This window comes from Curtobacterium sp. PhB170, assembly GCF_003752345.1.
Taxonomy (GTDB): Bacteria; Actinomycetota; Actinomycetes; order Actinomycetales; family Microbacteriaceae; genus Curtobacterium.
Genome location: NZ_RJUM01000008.1, coordinates 63,400 through 81,512, shown reverse-complemented (window position 1 = coordinate 81,512; position 18,113 = coordinate 63,400). Strand labels below are relative to the sequence as shown.

General features: G+C 73.5%; 14 protein-coding genes. 8 read left to right on the top strand and 6 right to left on the bottom strand.

What is annotated here, in order from left to right; all coding sequences use genetic code 11:
• Positions 1–11: 11 nt before the first annotated feature.
• The 7 genes from EDF40_RS00985 (at position 12) to EDF40_RS00955 (ending at position 8,378) form a co-directional block, all read left to right on the top strand.
• The gene (locus tag EDF40_RS00985; protein ID WP_123339988.1) at positions 12–914 is read left to right on the top strand and encodes an ABC transporter substrate-binding protein; all 903 of its coding nucleotides are present in this window, start codon (positions 12–14) and stop codon (positions 912–914) included.
• On the top strand, positions 911–1,921 hold the full coding sequence (locus tag EDF40_RS00980; protein WP_123339987.1) for an ornithine cyclodeaminase family protein: 1,011 nt from the start codon (positions 911–913) through the stop codon (positions 1,919–1,921). The genes EDF40_RS00985 and EDF40_RS00980 overlap by 4 nt, the downstream gene beginning before the upstream one ends.
• Before the next feature lie 26 nt (positions 1,922–1,947).
• Complete coding sequence (gene bla, locus EDF40_RS00975) at positions 1,948–2,916, top strand: class A beta-lactamase (RefSeq protein WP_123339986.1); 969 nt, start codon at positions 1,948–1,950, stop codon at positions 2,914–2,916.
• A 101-nt stretch (positions 2,917–3,017) separates the two neighbouring features.
• The gene (locus EDF40_RS00970) at positions 3,018–4,286 is read left to right on the top strand and encodes an FAD-binding oxidoreductase (RefSeq protein ID WP_123339985.1); all 1,269 of its coding nucleotides are present in this window, start codon (positions 3,018–3,020) and stop codon (positions 4,284–4,286) included.
• A complete protein-coding gene (locus EDF40_RS00965) occupies positions 4,283–5,431 on the top strand; it encodes an FAD-dependent oxidoreductase (RefSeq protein ID WP_260213038.1) in 1,149 nt (382 codons plus the stop codon). Before EDF40_RS00970 ends, EDF40_RS00965 begins: the two co-directional genes overlap by 4 nt.
• Positions 5,428–6,987 (top strand): ABC transporter substrate-binding protein, encoded by a 1,560-nt coding sequence (locus EDF40_RS00960; RefSeq protein WP_185002616.1) that lies wholly within the window; start codon positions 5,428–5,430, stop codon positions 6,985–6,987. Before EDF40_RS00965 ends, EDF40_RS00960 begins: the two co-directional genes overlap by 4 nt.
• Positions 6,984–8,378, top strand: a complete 1,395-nt coding sequence (locus EDF40_RS00955; protein ID WP_260213035.1) for a M20/M25/M40 family metallo-hydrolase — start codon at positions 6,984–6,986, stop codon at positions 8,376–8,378. Before EDF40_RS00960 ends, EDF40_RS00955 begins: the two co-directional genes overlap by 4 nt.
• Before the next feature lie 123 nt (positions 8,379–8,501).
• Here the strand turns inward: EDF40_RS00955 and EDF40_RS00950 are convergent, their stop codons facing one another.
• The 6 genes from EDF40_RS00950 to EDF40_RS00925 form a co-directional block, all read right to left on the bottom strand.
• Positions 8,502–12,119: an HtaA domain-containing protein gene (locus EDF40_RS00950; RefSeq protein WP_123339983.1), complete on the bottom strand. Its 3,618-nt coding sequence runs from the start codon at positions 12,117–12,119 to the stop codon at positions 8,502–8,504.
• Between the two features lie 70 nt (positions 12,120–12,189).
• Positions 12,190–12,765, bottom strand: a complete 576-nt coding sequence (locus tag EDF40_RS00945) for a hypothetical protein (RefSeq protein WP_148053839.1) — start codon at positions 12,763–12,765, stop codon at positions 12,190–12,192.
• 56 nt (positions 12,766–12,821) lie between these two features.
• Entirely contained in the window at positions 12,822–13,814 is a 993-nt protein-coding gene (locus EDF40_RS00940) for a hypothetical protein (RefSeq protein WP_123339981.1), read from the bottom strand.
• Positions 13,811–14,629 (bottom strand): heme ABC transporter ATP-binding protein, encoded by an 819-nt coding sequence (locus EDF40_RS00935; protein ID WP_123339980.1) that lies wholly within the window; start codon positions 14,627–14,629, stop codon positions 13,811–13,813. Before EDF40_RS00935 ends, EDF40_RS00940 begins: the two co-directional genes overlap by 4 nt.
• Complete coding sequence (locus EDF40_RS00930) at positions 14,626–15,729, bottom strand: iron ABC transporter permease (protein ID WP_374102073.1); 1,104 nt, start codon at positions 15,727–15,729, stop codon at positions 14,626–14,628. Before EDF40_RS00930 ends, EDF40_RS00935 begins: the two co-directional genes overlap by 4 nt.
• Entirely contained in the window at positions 15,726–16,853 is a 1,128-nt protein-coding gene (locus EDF40_RS00925) for a hemin ABC transporter substrate-binding protein (RefSeq protein ID WP_123339979.1), read from the bottom strand. The genes EDF40_RS00930 and EDF40_RS00925 overlap by 4 nt, the downstream gene beginning before the upstream one ends.
• Positions 16,854–16,971: 118 nt before the next feature.
• On the opposite strand from EDF40_RS00925, the gene EDF40_RS00920 reads away from it, so the two are divergent.
• Positions 16,972–18,009: a glycerate kinase gene (locus tag EDF40_RS00920; RefSeq protein ID WP_123339978.1), complete on the top strand. Its 1,038-nt coding sequence runs from the start codon at positions 16,972–16,974 to the stop codon at positions 18,007–18,009.
• The last annotated feature ends 104 nt before the right edge of the window (positions 18,010–18,113 follow it).

The window sequence follows — 18,113 nt, the reverse complement described above, 5'->3', positions numbered from 1 at the left end:
CGGAGAACACCATGGACACCCTCAAGATCTCGGCGACCGCGAACGGCCTCAACTACCTGCCCGAGTACGTCGCCGACGTGGGCGGACTGTTCGCCGAGCGCGGTCTCGCCGTCACCGCGAAGGCCTGCGACCCGTGGACCGGCGTCCTCGACGACATCGACTCGCACGAGGCCGACCTCGCCCTCGGCGGTCTCTGGGTCCCCGCGATGTACGCCGGGACCCCGCGCAAGCTGTCGGTCGTGGGCCAGCTCAACCACGGGTTCCCGATGACCATCGTCGCCCGCGACGAGACGACCCCGATCACCCTGGACTGGCTCGCCGGCAAGGTCGTCCTGGCGCCCGGCGCCGGCGGCAGCGCCCCGTACGAGTTCACGGCCGGACTCGTCCGCGAGGCCGGGTTCGACGTCGCGGCGACCCGCTTCGTCCGCGACCTGTCGACCGCGATGCTCATCGAGCTGTACCAGGGCGGGCTCGGTGACGCGATCATCCTCGACCTCGTCTCCGCCCAGGAACTCGTCGCAGCCGGTGGGGGCACGATCGTCTTCCGGCACCTCGACGCCGGTGGCGTGATGCCGAACAGCGTCTACTACACGCGCACGGACCGCATCGACGAGCTCGGCGACCGGGTCGACCGGTTCATGGACGGCATCGCCGCCGCGATGGCCAAGATCACCGCGGGCGACGCCGACGCCGAGATCGCCGCCGTGCTCGCCGCCCGGTGGCCGGAGAAGGACGCCGCCCTGCTGCGACGGGCCGCCGACGAGATGGCTGCGGGGGGCGTCTGGGACTCCGCGGTCGTCGACCGCGAGGCCTCGGACCGCTGGATGCGCATCCTGTTCGACGGTGGCCTCACGACCCACACCCCGTCGCTCGAGGAGCTGCTCGGCGCCTCGACCGCCGTCACCGCGTCGTGACCGTCGTCCTCGGCGCCGCCGACGTCGCCGGTCTCATCGACGCCGTCGACGTCGTCGGGGCCGTGGAGGCCGTCCACGCCGACCTCGGGACCGGCGCGATGCAGCAGCCGGCTCCGGTCGCCCTGACCGGCGCCGACGACGCGCTCTTCCTGCCGATGGCCGTGCGCTCCGACCGACTCGGGCTCGTCGCCGTCAAGCTGATGGCCGACATCCCCGACAACTCTGCGCGGGGACTGCCGTCGCAGCGGTCCACGATCCTGGTGTCCTCGTCGGTCACGGGTGAGTGCGTCGCCGTGCTCGACGGCATGACGATCACCCGGGCACGGACCGCGGCGACCACCGTCGTCGCAACGAAGCACCTCGCCCGCTCGGGCAGCCGGACCCTCGGGATCCTCGGCGCGGGCAACCTCGCCGTCGAGCACGTCCGTGCCTTCGAGGCGACGCGACCGTTCGAGCGGATCGTCCTGTGGTCACGGTCGTCCGGAACGGTCACCCGGTTCCTCGAGGCCGTCGGACCGGACGTGGCCCGACGGTGCATGGTCGTGCCGGAGGTCCGGCGCGTGGTCGAGGAAGCCGACGTGCTCTGCACCCTGACGCCCTCGGTCGACCCGATCGTCCGCGGTGCCTGGTTGCACGCCGGCCAGCACGTGAACGCGGTCGGGGCACGTCCCCGCCCGACGCACCGGGAGCTCGACGGCGCGGCGATGGCACGTGGCACGCTCTTCGTCGACAGCCGAGCCACCGCCTGGACGAAGTCGGGTGACCTGCTCGAGGCCGTGGTCGAGGGGGCGGTCCCGCAGGACCTCCACCCGGCGGAACTCGGCGAGGTCGTCGCCGGACGCGCACCCGGGCGGACCGGAGACGACGAGATCACCGTGTTCGACTCGGTCGGGCTCGGCGCGCAGGACCTCGCCGTCGCGGCCCGGCTGATCGACCTCGCACGCGAACGGGGTGTCGGGACGCAGGTCTCCGTCGCCCGGGTCGGGGTGCCGGTTCCCGGCGTGTGACCAGGGTCGAGCGGCAGGGTGCTCCCATGCGCCGTGCTCTCCCCCTGGTCGTCGGCGGCACCGTCACCGTGCTCGTCCTCGCCGGGTGCTCCGGTGGCGGCCCGGGTGCACCGACCGCGTCGGCCACGTCGTCCGCACGGTCCACGAGCACACCGACGAGCACCCCTGCGACGACGACGACGACGCGGACGGACGCCGCGACCACCGCCGCGGTCCGCCGAGCACTCGCGGGCCTCGAACGCGAGTACGACGCCACGGTCGGCGTCGTCGCGACCGACACCGTCACGGGGGAGACGGTCGCGTACAACGGCGACCGACGCTTCGGCTACGCCTCGACCATCAAGGCGTTCGCCGCGGCACAGTTCCTGCGCTCGGTGCCCGCGGACGCCCGGAACGAGGTCGTGCACTGGACGGCCGCGGACGTCGCCGCTGCCGGGTACTCCCCCGTGACGGAACAGCACGTGGCCGACGGGCTGTCGTACGAGCAGTTGGCCGAGGCAGCCGTCCGGATGAGCGACAACACGGCCCTGAACCTCGTGCTCACCCGCATCGGCGGTCCGAGCGGCCTGGACGCCGCGTTGACCGAGCTCGGCGACACCACCACCGAGGTGGTCCACGGCGAGCCGGACCTCAACACCATCGAGCCGGGCAGCACCGAGGACACCACGACCCCGGCGGCGTTCACCGCAGCCCTGGCGACCGTGCTCGACGGCAGCACCCTGGACCGCGCCGACACCGCGCTGCTGGTCGACTGGATGGGCGGCAACGCGACCGGCGACGCACTCATCCGGGCCGGGGCACCCGACGGCTGGGTCGTGGTCGACAAGTCCGGGGGCGCCGGACCGATCCGGAACGACGTGGCGCGGGTGACCCCGCCCGGCGGCGACCCGATCGTGCTCTCGGTCCTGACCACGCGGAACGACCCCGACGCCGCCTACGACGACGCCCTGGTGGCCCGGTCGGCATCGGCGGTGCTCGACGCGTTCGACCGCTGATCGACCACTGATCGACCGGGGCGGCGATCGCCGTTCTGCACCGCGTCACACGGCGTCATGAACGACACCTGTCGGGGACCTCGGGACACTACGCTCGCTCCATGTCCTCCTCCGGATCCCCCGTGGTCGTCGTCGGCGCCGGCATCATCGGGCTGAGCGCCGCGTGGCACCTCGCCGCGCTCGGGCAGCGGGTCCTGCTCCTCGACAGCGGCACGGTCGCCGGGGGCACCACCACCGCGGGTGCCGGGTTCGTCGGCCAGTGGGCAGCCGGGTACGCCTGGTACTGGAACGAGTCCGAGCGCGACGTCGAGCAGTACGGCATCGACTTCTACCGCGACCTCGCCGGCGCCGGCCACGGCCCGACCGGGTACCGGCAGAACGGCAACGTCTGGCTGACCGTCACCGAGCAGGGCCGGGCCGACCACCTGCCGCCGTTCGAGCAGCACCCGCTCCGCCCAGCCGGGGCGCGGACTCTCACCCCGGCCGAGGCGGCCGACCTCGTGCCCGGACTCGACCCGGCCGCCGTCACCGCGGGTTTCCTCCATCCGGACGGCATCCAGATCAGTGCGCCGGACACGGCCGCAGCGCTGGTGCACGCGGTCCGTGCGCGGGGCGTCGAGATCCGCGAGCACACGCTGGTCGCCGGTCTGGAGGCCCGTGGGGGCTCCGTCACGGGCGTCCGGGCCGCGAACGGCGAGGTCATCGACGCCGCGAAGGTCGTGCTCGCCGCCGGCAGCTGGACGAACGCCCTCCTCGCCCCCTTCGGGCGCGAGCTGCCGACGGTCCGGGTCGTCGCCAGCCGGCTCGTGACGACGCCGTTCGGTCTGCCGGGCACCCTGCCGACCCTGATGCTGCCGGAGCTGCACGGCCTGTGGATCCGTGAACACCGCGGCGGCCTGACGTACGGTGCCGGCCCCGGGTACGAGCCGCTGCACGTCGGCGGTGCGGACCGGAGCGACGAACCCGACCGCCGACCGGTTCGCACGGACCTGCTCGACGCCATGCGGACCTACCTGCACCCGATCGTCGCCCGGCTGATCCCCGCCGCCGCGAGCGTGCTCGGCGTCGACGAGACCCCCACACAGGGCGTCGTCTCGATGACCGCCGACCGGAACTTCATCGTCGGCGCGGTCCCCGAGCTGGACGGACTCGTGGTGGCCGGCGGCGACAACGAGTCCGGCGTCACGCACGGCCCAGGTCTCGGGCGGATCGCGGCGGAACTGAGCGTCACGGGCACGACCACCCTCGGCGACGCGAGCCGCTACGCCCCGGCACGGTTCCCGGCGGCGGCCCCGACCGAGGCCGAGGTGGTGGCGATGATGCCGGCGCGACGCGAGGCCGACGCCCGACGAGCCGGAGCCGTGGCATGAGCGACGTGCTGAGCGACGTGCTGAGCGACCGGGCCCCGACGCACGTCGTGATCGGCGGCGGGGTCGTCGGCGCCGCCACCGCGTACGCCCTCACACTCCGCGGCGAGCGCGTCCTGCTCATCGAGCAGCACGCGCGCGGGCACCACAACGGCTCGTCCCACGGCGCGACCCGGATCTTCCGGCAGGGCTACGCCGACCCCGAGTACGTGGCCCTGACCTCCCGCGCCCTGGTGCTGTGGGAAGCGCTCGAGGGCGCTGCGGGCGAGGAGCTCATCGTCCGCACCGGTGCCGTCGACCACGGCCGCGCCGAGGTCGTCGACGCCATCGCCGCCGCGCTGACGGACGCCGGCATCCCGCACGAGACCCTCAGCCCGGACGCCGCAGCCGCACGCTGGCCGGGGATCGCGTTCGAGGGGCACGTGCTCGAGCACGCCACGGCCGGTCGCATCCGGTCCGACCGCGCCATCGAGGTGTTCCTCACCCTGGCGGAACGGACGGGGCTCGCCGAGCTGCGCTTCGACACGCGGGTCAGCGGGCTCGAGGACCACGGCGACGACGTGACGGTGACGCTGTCGGACGGGTCCACCCACCGCACCGCGTCCGTGGTGGCGGCCGTGGGGTCGTGGGCCCCCGCGCTGGTCGGCGACCTGCTCGCCGGACGCGGGGCGGGCCTCCCGGCCATCCGCGTCACCCAGGAGCAGCCCGCGCACTTCCCCAGCCGTCTGCCGGACCAGGCGTGGCCGAGCTTCGTGCACTGGGCGGCCGACGACGACGTGTACGGCCTGCTCACCCCGGGCGAGGGCGTCAAGGTCGGGTTCCACGGCACCGGCCCCGTCGTCGATCCGGACCACCGCGACTTCACGCCCGTGCCGGCCGAGGCCGAGCGGCTGCAGGCCTACGCCGCGCGGTACGTGCCCGGTGTCGACGCGACGAAGCCGACCTTCATCAGCTGCCTGTACGACAACTCCCCCGACGAGGACTTCGTGATCGACCGACGTGGTCCCGTCACCGTCGCGACCGGGTTCTCCGGCCACGGCTTCAAGTTCGCACCGCTGCTCGGCGACATGATCGCCGACCTCGCGACCGGCGGGGCCGCACATCCCCGTTTCTCCCTCTCGAAACCATCCCCCTCAGGAACCCCGTGACGACCCGACTCCTCTCCGCGCTCGCGCTCTCCGCTGCCGTCGCCGCCGTGCTCACCGGCTGCGCCTCGACCGGGGCGTCCACCGACGTCTCCGACGGCCTGGTGATCGGGACCACCGATCCCGTCACCTCGCTCGACCCGGCCGGCGCCTGGGACCGCGGCAGCTACACCGTGCAGACGCAGCTGTACCAACACCTGCTCACCTACCCGGCCGGCAAGACCACGACGAGTCCCGAGGTCGCCGAGTCGTGCGACTTCACCGACGGCACCCACTACGTGTGCCGGATCCGCGACGGGCTCACGTTCTCGAACGGTGACGCCCTGACGGCGAAGGACGTCGTGTTCTCGTTCGAGCGCCAGGTCGGCATCGGCTCCGAGAACGGTCCGGGGTCGCTGCTCGCCAACATGGCGTCCGTGGCGGCCGACGGCGACGAGGTCACGTTCACCCTGAAGCAGGCGAACGACCAGACGTTCCCGTACGTCCTGGCGAGCATGGCCGGGGCGATCGTCGACAGCAGTGTGTTCTCGGGGACGAAGGTCCACGCGGACGACGGGGTCGTCGGGTCCGGTCCGTACGCGCTGCAGCAATCGGCCGACGGTGGGGCGACCATCGCGTTGACGGCGAACAAGGAGTACGACGGCACCGCGCCGGAGTCGTCGAGCGTGACGATCAAGCAGTACACGAAGTCCGCCGACCTCAAGCTCGCGGTGCAGGAGGGTGACGCCGACGTGGCGTACCGCCAGCTCACGCCGACCGAGGTCACCTCGTTGTCCGAGGACGACGGCCTGCAGCGGGTCCAGGGCTCGTCGGGCGAGGTCCGGTTCCTCGGCTTCAACCTCGACACGATGCCCGGTGACGACACCGCGCAGAAGACCGCGATCCGCCAGGCCGTCGCCGCGACGGTCGACCGCGCGGCGATCGCGAAGGACGTCTACCAGGGCACCTACGCTCCGGCGTACTCGATCGTGCCGTCCGACTTCACCGGCGCGACCGATGCGTTCCAGACGGAGTACGACGGCGCCGACCCCGCGGCCATCCTCCAGAAGGCCGGCGTGCGCACGCCCGTCGCGCTGCCGATCGAGTACACGACCGACCACTACGGCTCCGGGTCGGACGACGAGTACGCACTCATCAAGCAGCAGCTCGAGGACACCGGCCTGTTCACGGTCGACCTGCAGTCGGCGAGCTGGGACACCTACGTCGGGAACGTCGGCAAGGGCGAGTACCCGGTCTTCCAGCTCGGGTTCTTCCAGGACTACCCCGACGCCTCGTCGTACCTGACGCCGGCCTACGGTTCCGAGGACGTCAACCTGCTCGCGAACCACTTCGACGACCGGGCCGTGCAGCAACTGGTCGCCGCGCAGGCGGTCGAGGCCGACGCGACCGAGCGGACCAAGCAGATCGAGGAGATCCAGCAGGACACCGCCGAGTCCGTGCCGCTCATCCCGTTGCTCGCCGGGCAGGAGAACGTCATCGGGCAGAAGTCGCTCACCGGGCTGACGAAGTCGGTCGACGCCTCTGGTGAGTTCCGCATCTGGGAGATCGGGCGCTCGTGAGCACCGGCGACGCAGCGCTGCAGGCGTCCGTGTCCGCTGACCCGCTCCGCGACGCGGTCCGCGCCGGGATGCCCGCGGGGCTCGACGAGCTCGCGGCGCTCGTCGCCGTCCCGTCCGTCCACGACCCGGCCGTGCAGTCGCTCGACGACTGCCGCCGCGTCGCCGAGCGCGTGCGGGGTGCGTTCGACGGCCTCGGCCTGACCTCGAGCCTCGTCTCGACGTCGGACGGCTCGCAGGCGGTCCTCGCGACCTACCCCGCGCCGCCCGGCGCCCCGACGGTCCTGCTCTACGCCCACCACGACGTCCAGCCCGCGGGCGACCTCGCGGCGTGGACGAGCGACCCGTGGACCCTGACCGAGCGCCAGGGCCGGCTGTACGGTCGCGGTGCTGCTGACTGCAAGGGCGGGGTCGTCACCCACCTCGTGGCGCTGCGGGCCCTGCTCGACGTGCACGGATCGTTCCCGGTCGGACTCGTCGTGGTCGTCGAGGGGTCCGAGGAGCAGGGCACCGACGGCCTCGAGCAGTACGTGTCCACCCACGCAGCGGACTTCGCCGACGTCGACGCAGCAGTCGTGATGGACGCCGGCAACGCCGCCGTCGGGGTCCCCGCGCTCGTGACCACCCTGCGCGGCACGGCGTTCGTCGAGCTGCGCGTCCGAGCGCTGCACGGCAACGTGCACTCGGGGATGTTCGGCGGTGCCGCACCCGATGCCGTCGCGACCCTGGTGGCCCTGCTCGCCACGCTGCGCGACGACGCCGGGGACACCACCGTCGACGGACTCGAGGCCTCGCAGACCTGGGACGGCCTGCCCTACGACGCCGACCGGTTCGCCGCCGATGCCGGGCTGCTCGACGGCGCGGTGCCGATCGGCTCCGGGGACCCGGCATCCCAGGTCTGGGCACGGCCGGCGCTGACCGTCGTCGGCATCGATGCGCCGGCGGTCGCCGGGTCGTCGCCGTCCGTGCAGGCGACCGCCGGTGCCGCGCTGAACCTCCGGGTCCCGCCGGGTGTCGACCCCGCTGCCGCCGGCGAACTGCTCGTGGCGCACCTGCTGCGGCGAGCGCCCTCCGGGGTCGAGGTCACCGCGCGGGTCACGGGCACAGGCGACGGCTTCCGGGCGACGGCGGGGCGGTACTCGTCGGCGTTCCGGAGCGCACTGGCGTCGTCGTACCGGGTGTCGTCGGTGGGCTCCCTCGGCGGCGGCGGATCGATCCCGCTCTGCGCGACACTCGAACGGGCGATCCCGGGGGTCGAGGTCATCCTGGCAGGGGTGTCCGAGCCGGCTGCGAACGTGCACGCGCCGGACGAGAGCGTCGATCCGTCCGAGATCGAGCACATGGCCCTGGCCGAGGCGCTGTTCCTCGACGGGCTCGGGTGCGCCCGCGCCTGACGTCACACGACGCCGCCGGCCGCACGACGCCGTCGTCATCGCACGACGCCCCGGAGCGGCCGAGACGCCCCCTGATTCGAAGGCGTCTCGCGCACTACGGGGCGTCTGGCGCTGACGCCGTCGTCAGACGCCCGCCGCAGCCGATGCCACCACCGGCTTCCGACGCGTCCGAACCTGCAGCACCCCGGTCAGCAGCAGCACGACCAAGCCGATCGCGAGCACCACGAGCCCGCCGAGGAACCCGATCACGACGAGCAGCAGCGTCTCGGTGGACGTCCCACCGTCTGCGCCGCCGTCTGCCGCCGCCACGACGGTCCCGGCTCCGGAGTCGGCCGACTGGGCAACCGCTCCGACGCCGTCGACCACGGTGAACGGCACCGCGACGACCGTTCCCTCGTCACCGACGAGCACGACGTGGTGGTCGCCGACCTCCAGGCCGCTGGTGTCGACCGAGGCGGTGGCCGTGGCGTCCTCGACGGTGAAGTCGTCGCCCTGCACCGGTTCGGAGTACGTCCACACGCTCCCGCCCTCGTCGTCGCCCGTCCACGGCAGGCGGAGCTCGAGCTGGTCACCGGCGGTGACCTCGTCGGGGATCCCGGCGTCGGCGGCCGCGACGGTGGTGATGTCGCCGGCGTCGATCTTGCGTGCCAGCTCGTCGGAGTCCCCGGCGGGGGCCGTGGGTGGCTCGGCGGCCGAGGGCGCCTTCGCGCTGTTCCGTGGCTGGGCGGCGGTGTGCCGCGGCACAGCGGTCGGCGCGGCGATCGGCGCGGCCGTCGGCGCCGTGTCCGAGGCATTCGTGATGGTCGGTGCGGTGGCGGCCGGCGGCAGCTGCACGACGGGCGGCTGGATGACCGTGCCGCCGTTGCCTGCGCCGGTGCCACCCGTGGTCGGACCGGTCGGCAGGGTGCCGGGGACCGTCTGTCCGGCGAAGTACACCGGCGTGAAGGTCTCGAGCGCGGCGTCGGCGGCGCCGTGCGCACCGATGGTCAGGACACCGCACTGCACGGCCCCGGACAGGCAGTCGACGCGCTTGGTCGACTGGCCGGTGAACGTGGAGCGCGCGATGACGCCGCCCTGCGTGAAGCCGGCGTTCTTCGTGCCGCTGAGCTTCGCGGTCGCTGCGGCGCCGGTGCCGGTGTTGTCGGGCCAGGCGACGAAGCCCTGGCCGTCCTGCCCGGTGCCGCCGGACCCGGGGACGTAGTCGTAGCCCGCTCCGGCCGCTCCCCCGGCGCTCGGGTGCTCCGTGACGTACCCGAACAGCACGTACAGCCCGGAGCCGTTCGTGTTCTTCGTGAAGCCGGAGCCCGTCACGGTGAGCTTCGAGCCCGCCGACGCGGTCGAGAGTCCGGTGGCCGGCCGCACGTTCGTCGAGGCGCCCCGAGCGTTCTCCGCCCCGGTGATCGACCCGTCCGCACCGACGACGGTCGACCCGCCGCCGCCGTTCCCGCCACCCGGGTTCGTCGGCGCCTGCACGGTGACGCGCAGGGTCGCGGTGTCCGAAGCGACCCGACCGACGACGGTCGCACCGAGGACGTTCGTGGCGACCGCGCGGTACCGGTCGCCGTTCAGCCCCTCGGTGGCGGTGATGCGGAGTGTGCTGGTCGTCGCGCCGGCGACCGAGGGACCGTCCTGCAGGTCGGCCCAGCCGGACGGGGTGTGCTGCTGCCACTGCACGGTGGGCGTCGGGGTCCCGGTCGTGGTGACCGCGAAGGACACCTGCTGCGGCGTGGCGGGGGTCGTGCTGCCGTCGGTTCCGGTGGTCGCGCCGGTCAGCGTCACGGCGACGTCGGCCGGCTGCGCCGTGACGGTCGGGGTGGTCACGACCGTGAACGTGCGGAGCCCCTGGTCGGCGGCGTCGGTCGCGGCGTTCACGACGCCGACCACCGCGCGGCCGTCGGCGGCGACCACGATCGGGTCGCCAGTGTAGCTGGTGCCGGGCGTGTACTCGGCACCGAGCGTGGGCGCGGTGCTGCCGTCGATCGCGTACGCGCGGACGACGTTGCCGGTGTCGGTGCTGCCGGCGGCCGACACCCAGAGGCGCTTCGCGGACTCGTCGACGGCCAGGTACGCGGCACCGCCGACCCGGTCGATCGAGGTCGTCACGGCCGGGGTCCCGCGCAGCGACACAGCTCGGAGGGTGGCGTCGCCGTCGTTGCTCCACCACGCCCGGCCCCGGGAGTCGACGACGGTCCCGCCGGCGGCCCCGGACGTCGCGGTGGCGCCGATCGACACGTCGGCGACCGAGGCTCCGGTGTCGAGGTCGACGACGCGTGCGAGGGCGGCGGCCTGGTCGAAGACGACGGCGCGCTTGCCGGTCCAGTCGACGCCGACCGACGAGATCGTCCCGGTGACCGAGCCGATCAGGGTGGCCGTGCGGGTGACGGCGCGGACGGTCCCGCCAGCGGGGCTGGTGCCGACCTCGGTGACCGCACCCGAACCGGAACCAGAGCCAGAGCCGGAACCAGAGCCAGAGCCGGAACCAGAGCCACCCGAACCAGAACCAGCACCCGCTCCCACTCCCGCACCGACCGCGGCCACCCGCAGCAGCCCCGCGGACCCGCCGTTCGCGGCCGGGGCGACCTGCGCGACGATCGAACCGTCGGCGGGGTTGATCGCGAACGCCTTCGCGGCGGGCACCGCGACGGAGGGCTTCACGTGCACGACGTCCCGGTACGCGGCGTCCGTGCCGCGCACGACGACGACGTAGCCCTGGACGTTCGAGCCGGTGCCGCCGAACTCCGCGGAGGGCAACGACGCGGTCGCGACGATGTTCCCGGTCGACGGGTCGACGCTCGGCTTCGAGGTGGCGACACCGGGGTCGATCGGCCCGGCGAGACGCTTGCCGTCGTCGTCCACGACGAAGTAACTCGCCTTGGCGGTTCCGGCAGCCGGTACCTGCACGACGTTCAGGGCGCGCGCGGCGTCCCGCACCACCGTGGTGACCCGGCCGATCGTGCTGTCACCGACCGTGGTCTGCACGCCGGTGCTCACGAGTCCCTGGACGCCGGGGTCGCTGAACCCCTGGTCACCGTCGGCACCGCCGTCACCGTCCGTCCCCTCGGCAGCCCAGTCGCCCGTCACGGCGACCGAGAGCGGGTCCAGCGCGGTGCCCGCGGCGTAGAACTGCGTCGGGTTGCCGCCGCCGGTGACGTCGGCTGCGAAGGCCGCTGCACCCGCCGCGGTGATCGTGGCGGGCAGACCGGTCCACGAGTACTTCCCGTCGGTGACCGATCGGGTGCCCTTGGTGACGTCGATCGTCGCGAACGCGATGCGCTTCGTCCCCGGGTCGGACGTCGTGGCACCGGTCGTCGGGTCCACCAGCCGCACGTCGACCCCGGCGGTCAGGGTGCCGGTGGTCGGCGTGAGCTCGATCGCCGGGTCGCGCAGCGAGATGACGAACGTGTGTGCCCGGTAATCGAACACCGCGGCACCGGAACCCGTGACGGTGAGCTTCCGCGTGGCGGGGTCGTAGCTGCCGCCCGATGCGGTGAACCGGAACGTGCCGTCGGCGTTCTTCGACGCACCGCCGGACACCGACTGCCCTGCGGCCGGCACGTAGTTCCGGAACGACTGCTTGAACCCCCAGTCGAGCGTGCCGCCCGTGACGGACGTGCTCGGACCCGAGGCGGCGGTCGCCGCGGTGGGCACGGTGCCGGCGACGGCCGCGGTCAGGCCGATGATCGCGGCGACGGTGGCGCTGAGCGCGCGGAGGCGACGGGCCGGTCTGGTCTGGGTGTGCATCGGTTCCTCGGGTCGGGGTGGTGCGCGTGTGGGAGACGGTGCCCCGGGCAGACCCGGGGCACCGCGTGGGTCACCAGGTGACGGGGACCTGGACCTCGTCGAGGTCCACCGGGTCGTTCGCGACGCCGTGCGCCGAGAACGTCTGGACGAAGCACTCGTACTGCCCGAGCGCCGCGTTGGCGGTCGCGGTCTTCGTGGCGTCGTAGTCGCAGCTGACGGTGGTGGCCGCGTCGCCGGTGTGGTGCGGGTCCGCGGTGTAGGACTTCGCGACGTCGATCGTCGTGGTGAAGCCGCCGCCGGCCGTGAAGGCGCTCTTCGACACCCACTGGGCGGAGCCGAACCAGCCGGAGTTGGTGGCGTAGTCCGCCTGCTTGGGCCCGTAGACGACGTAGACGCCGAAGCCGCGCCCCTGCGCGTCCCCGTCGAAGCCGCTGCCGGTGACCGTGACGGTGCCGTCCGAGACGCCGTGGAGCGCCCCCGAGCCGTCGGTCACGACCGAGGCCGGACCACTGACGGACAGGCTGGCGCCGTAGTCGTTCGTGACCGCGGTGGCCGCGGACGCGCTGACCGCGGGCAGGACGGCGATGCCGACCGCGGCGACTCCTGCCGCCAGCGTCATCCCGAACGAGCGTGCGATTCGTGTCATGTTCGTGTTTCCCTCTCGATGTGGGCGCCCCCTGTGAGCACCCGGGTCCGGTGGTCCTACGGCGCGACGTCGGTCGCGGTGCGTCGTGCGGCACGGCGGGAGTGCACGATCGCGAAGACGACGAGCGCAGCGACGGCCACGACGAGCGCGGACAGGCCGCCGAGCACGATCCGCAGGACGCCCGGGTCGATCCCGCCCGACGAGCCGTCGGCAGCCGCCGCCACCGCCGAGGGGGTCGCCCCGGCCGGCGCGGTGGGCGTCGCCGACGCGGTCGGCTCCGCGGTGGCACTCGGCTTCGCCGACCGCGCGGACGGCTTCGTGGTCGCGCGGGTGTCGGCGCTCGCCTCGGACGTCGGCTCGGCGGACGGACGGGAGGCACTGCCCGCGTCCGTCGTGTCGCCCGGCGTCTGCCCGGTGGTCGCCCTGGTACCGCCGCCGGCCAGCGTGCCGCCGCTGCCGTACAGGTTCTGCACGGAGACGGGTGTGAACGACTCGTTGTTCGCGTTCGCGACGCCGTGCGCGCCGATCGTGATGATCCCGCACTGCACGACCGTGCAGTCGACGGTCTTCGCGGCGCCGTTCCGGTCGAGCGCCTGGAACGTCGAACCGGGGACCTTGAGGGTCGCGGACCAGGTCCCCGTGGCGGAGTCGATCGTGCCGCCGTTCGCCTCCGAGGCGGTGGTGCTGCCCTCGAAGGCCACGAAGTCGAGGTACCCGGTGGGGTTCGACTCGTCGTCGGGCACGTAGCTGTAGTCCGCGCCCGTCGCCCCGCCCTTGCTCGGCTGCCAGGTGCCGTTCACGGTGCCGAACGCCACGTAGATGCCGCCGTACCCGTTCTTGATGCCCTGGAACCCGGAGCCGCGCAGTCGCAGCGTCGTCAGGTAGGTCGAGTCGACCTGGTTCGTGACCGCGGGGTGCCCCTCGATCGCGACGCTGACACGGCCGGCTGCCGATGCTGGGGCGACGCCCACCACGGCGGCGCCCCCGGCACCGAGCGCGACGAGCAGTCCGGCGAGCGCGAGCCGCAGCGGGCGGGTGCGGGTGGTCACGAGGAGGCCTCCTGGAGGGTTCGGGACGGCACGACGACGGGCGTACCGGTGTTCGGGTCGGGCACGACGGTGACCGGGTGCCGGTAGACGGTGCCGATGCGGTCGGCGGTCAGGACGTCAGTGGGGGAGCCGTCGGCGACGATCCGGCCGCCGGCGAGCATGGCGACGCGGTCGGCGTACGCCCCGGCGAGGCTCAGGTCGTGGAGCACCACGACGACGGCACCACCGGCCCGGGCGTGCGCACGGGCGACGGCCAGCACGGCCTCCTGGTGTCGCAGGTCGAGGGCGGCGGTCGGTTCGTCGAGCAGCAGCACCGGGGTCGACTGCGCCAGGACCCGGGCGAACGAGGCCCGGGCGCGCTCCCCACCCGACAACGAGGGGAACGCCTGGTCGATCCGGTCGGCGAGTTCGACCTGGTCGAGCACCCGCGCGACCACGGTGTCGTCGTCGACCGCTCGCGGGGTCCCCCGCCACGGGGCCCGGCCCATCCGGACGACCTCGCCGACGCGGAATCCGAAGGCCACGGCGGTGTCCTGCTCGAGCACGGCACGCCGACGAGCGGTGGCGAGCGGTGCTTCGCCGCCGGTGCGCACGCCGCCGGTGCGCACCCCGTCGATCGCGACCGTGCCGCTGTGGGCGAGGTCGCCGGCGATCGCCCGGAGCAGGGTCGACTTGCCGGCACCGTTCGGACCGACGAGCGCCAGGACCTCGCCCGCGCGCACGGTCAGGTCGACGTCGGCGAGCAGCGGTCGTCCGTCGGTGACGACGCCGATCCCGGACACGACCACAGCGCCGACAGCGCTCGTCTCCGTCATGCCCAGCCTCCCGACCGTCGGCGTGCACGGCGCAGGAGCCAGAAGAAGAATGGTCCGCCGACGAGCGAGGTCAGCATGCCGATCGGCAGGTCCGCGTACGGCACCAGGGTGCGCGCGAGCAGGTCGGCGATCGTCAGGAGCAGGGCGCCGCCGAGCGTCGAGACCAGCAGCAGCGGGCCGTGCGCCGGGCCGATGACCATCCGCATCAGGTGCGGGACGACGAGCCCGACGAAGGCGATGATGCCGGCGAACGCGACCGCTGCGCCGACGAGCAGGGCGACCACGACGATCGCGACGACCCGGACGGCCTCGACCCGCACCCCGACGTGCCGCGCGGCCCGGTCACCGAGGGCGAGCAGGTCGAGCGAGCGCGTCAGCACGACGGCGCCGACGAGGCCCGCACCGATGACGGGGGCGATCGCTGCGGCCTGGTCCCACATCGAGCCGTTCAGGGACCCGAGCTGCCAGAACACGATCTGCTCGCGCGCCTGCTGGTCGCCGAGGAACGTCAGGAAGGCGAGCCCCGCCCCGGTGAACGCGTTCACGGCGATGCCGGTGAGCAGGAGCGTGACGACCTCGGTGCGGCCACCGGCACGGGACAGCCCGTAGACGAGCAGCGTCGCGACCAGGCCAGCGGCGAAGGCCATCAGCGGCGTCGTCCAGTACCCGGCGAACTGCAGCCCGAACACGATCGAGGCGCAGGCCCCGAACGCCGCGCCTCCGGACACCCCGACGACGCCGGGGTCGGCCAGGGGGTTCGCGAACACGGCCTGCATGAGCACACCGGCTGCGGCGAGCGCGGCACCGATCAGCAGCGCCATCACCACGCGCGGGAACCGGATCGTCCACAGCGCCTGGGTGACGAGGTCGTCGGCGGGGCCGTGCACGGGCAGCCCGAGCGACCGGCCCACGGTCCGGAGCACCTCGGCGGGCGAGATCCCGAGCTGCCCGACGCTCGCCGACACCAGCGTCGCGACGACGAGCGCCACCACGAGCCCGGTGGTGAGCAGTGCGATGCGGCCGACCCGCGACCTGGACGTGACCGCCGGTGCGGCGGGGACGTGCGTGGCGGGCGCGATCCGTTCCTCCCGGACGGTCACGAGGCGTCCGCCGGACCGTAGATCGCCGCTGTCAACGCGGCCACGATCTCGGGGGTGCGCGGCCCGAAGCTCATCACCGTCGTGTCGGCCATGTCCACGATGCGGCGGTGCTCGCCCGCGGGCGTCTTCGCGATCGCGGGGACCCGCTGGAGCAGTCCGTCGACGCCGTCGACGGACTCGAGGCCCTTGGTCATCATGATGACGAGGTCCGGCTGCATCGCGACGAGCGCCTCGGCGTTGACGGGGCGCATGCCCGTCCAGTCCTGTTCCGTCGCGACGTCCCGCCCGCCGACGGCGTCGATGAGCGAGTCGGCGCCGGACTCGCTGCCGAACAGGTAGTAGATCCCGGCGTTCCCCCGCACGTACAGGAACACCATCTTCAGCTTGTCGGCCCGAGCCGACGGCGCGATCCGGGCCACCTGCGCGGCGACGGCCTGCTCCTGCGCGTGCACCTCGGCGGCCAGGCGGTCGCCGGTCGCCGGGACGCCGAGCGCGGTCGCGACCTGCTCGATGATCGCGTCGGTGTTCGTGGTGTCCCGGTGCGGGTCCAGGACGACGACGGGGACGCCGGCCTTCCGGATCTGCAGGACGACTTCCCACGGTCCGAGCGAGGTGTCGGTCAGCAGCACCGTCGGGCGGAGCGCGAGGATCGCCTCGGCGGAGAGCTCGTGGCCGTTCTGGGTGACGAGCGGCAGGTCCTCGGTGCCGGAGAAGCCGGTCGAGACGTCCCGTCCGACCAGGTGGTCCCCCAGGCCGAGGCCGTACACGGTGGACGACAGCGTGCCGGAGATGTCGAGCGCGAGGATCCGGTCCGCGCTCGTGACGGTCACCTCGGTGTCCTGGTTGTCGGTGACGGTGACGGGCAGCTCGGGCTCGTCGACCGTGCTCGCCGTCGGCGGCAGGTCCGTCGCCAGGGTCGCGGTGCGCTCGCCGGTCACGTCCTTCGCGTCGGTCACCGGGGCGATGGCCTGGAGGCTCGCGGCCGGGTCCGTCGCGCTCGTCCCGCGACCCGCCGCCTGCGTCGCACCCGCGGTGCCGGTGCCGCCGCCGGTGCAGCCGGTCGCCACGGCGAGGACGACGAGGGCGGACGCTGCGGCCGTGAGGGCGCGACGGAGTGACGACATGGAGATGATCCCGAGTGCTGGTTCGTGAAGTTAGGTGAGCCTCACCTAACCGTTAACTTAGGTGAGCCTTGCCTATCTTGTCCAGCACGTGTCGCCGTCTCCCCACTACGGTGGTCCCGTGCGCATCGTGGTGGCTCCGGACTCGTTCAAGGGCACCGCGACCGCGGCGTCCGTCGCCCAGGCGGTCCGCGATGGCTGGCTGACCGAACGCCCCGACGACGACGTGGTGCTCGTGCCGATGGCCGACGGCGGCGAGGGCACCCTCGAGGCGTTCGCGACCGCGGTCCCCGGTGCGGTCCGGGTCCCCGTCACCGTGACCGGTCCCGCCGGCACCCCCGTCGAGACGTGGTGGCTCATGCTGCCCGACGGCCGTGCGGTGGTGGAGCTCGCGGCGACGAGCGGTCTCCCGATGCTCGACGAACTCCTGCCGGACACCGCGACGAGCCGGGGGTTCGGCGAAGCGATCGCCGCCGCGCTCGACGCCGGTGCCACGGGGCTCGTGCTCGGCATCGGCGGCAGCGCCTCGACCGACGGCGGCCGGCCCGTGCTCGAGGCGCTCGGCTACGACGGCGACCGCGGCGCGCTGCGTGCCCTGCCGCCGCTCGGCGTCACCGTCCTGACCGACGTGACCTCTCCCCTGCTCGGCCCGACCGGCGCGGCTGCCGTGTTCGGGCCGCAGAAGGGGATCGAGCCCTCGCGGGTCGCATTCTTCGACGAGCAGCTGGCCGCCTGGGCCGCACGGTTCCCTTCGGTGGACCCCGCGACCCCGGGCGCCGGTGCAGCGGGTGGCGTCGGCTTCGGCCTGCTCGCCTGGGGTGCGACCCTGGCCCGCGGCGCGGACGGTGTCGCCGAGGTCCTCGGGCTGGCCGACCGACTCGACGGCGCCGACGTCGTGATCAGCGGCGAGGGCCGGTACGACGGGCAGTCCGCCGTCGGCAAGGTCCCGTCGGTGGTGCGGTCGCTCACGGCGACGCACGCCCCCGGGGCCCGGTCGATGCTCGTCGCCGGCGCGATCGAGGCCTCGCTCGACGACTACGCCGCCGCCGCCTCGCTCACCGTCCTCGCCACGCAGACCACCGGGGAACCGGACGACGCCCTGGCCGACCCGCTGCGCTTCGCCACGATCGCGGGCCAGCGCCTCGCACGGCTGGCCTGACCACTCCGATTCCCGCACTGGGGAGCCCCATTGGAACCTCCCACGCTGTGGCGCGCCCCATCAGACTGGTTCCGGGCCGGAACCGGCCCGCAACGCACCCCCAC

Excerpts from the sequence above, each read along its gene's own strand:
- EDF40_RS00985 (WP_123339988.1), top strand. The coding sequence starts at position 12 with ATGGACACCCTCAAGATCTCGGCGACCGCGAACGGCCTCAACTACCTG.
- bla (WP_123339986.1), top strand. The coding sequence starts at position 1,948 with ATGCGCCGTGCTCTCCCCCTGGTCGTCGGCGGCACCGTCACCGTGCTC.
- EDF40_RS00970 (WP_123339985.1), top strand. The coding sequence starts at position 3,018 with ATGTCCTCCTCCGGATCCCCCGTGGTCGTCGTCGGCGCCGGCATCATC.
- EDF40_RS00965 (WP_260213038.1), top strand. The coding sequence starts at position 4,283 with ATGAGCGACGTGCTGAGCGACGTGCTGAGCGACCGGGCCCCGACGCAC.
- EDF40_RS00950 (WP_123339983.1), bottom strand. The coding sequence starts at position 12,119 with ATGCACACCCAGACCAGACCGGCCCGTCGCCTCCGCGCGCTCAGCGCC.
- EDF40_RS00945 (WP_148053839.1), bottom strand. The coding sequence starts at position 12,765 with ATGACACGAATCGCACGCTCGTTCGGGATGACGCTGGCGGCAGGAGTC.
- EDF40_RS00935 (WP_123339980.1), bottom strand. The coding sequence starts at position 14,629 with ATGACGGAGACGAGCGCTGTCGGCGCTGTGGTCGTGTCCGGGATCGGC.
- EDF40_RS00925 (WP_123339979.1), bottom strand. The coding sequence starts at position 16,853 with ATGTCGTCACTCCGTCGCGCCCTCACGGCCGCAGCGTCCGCCCTCGTC.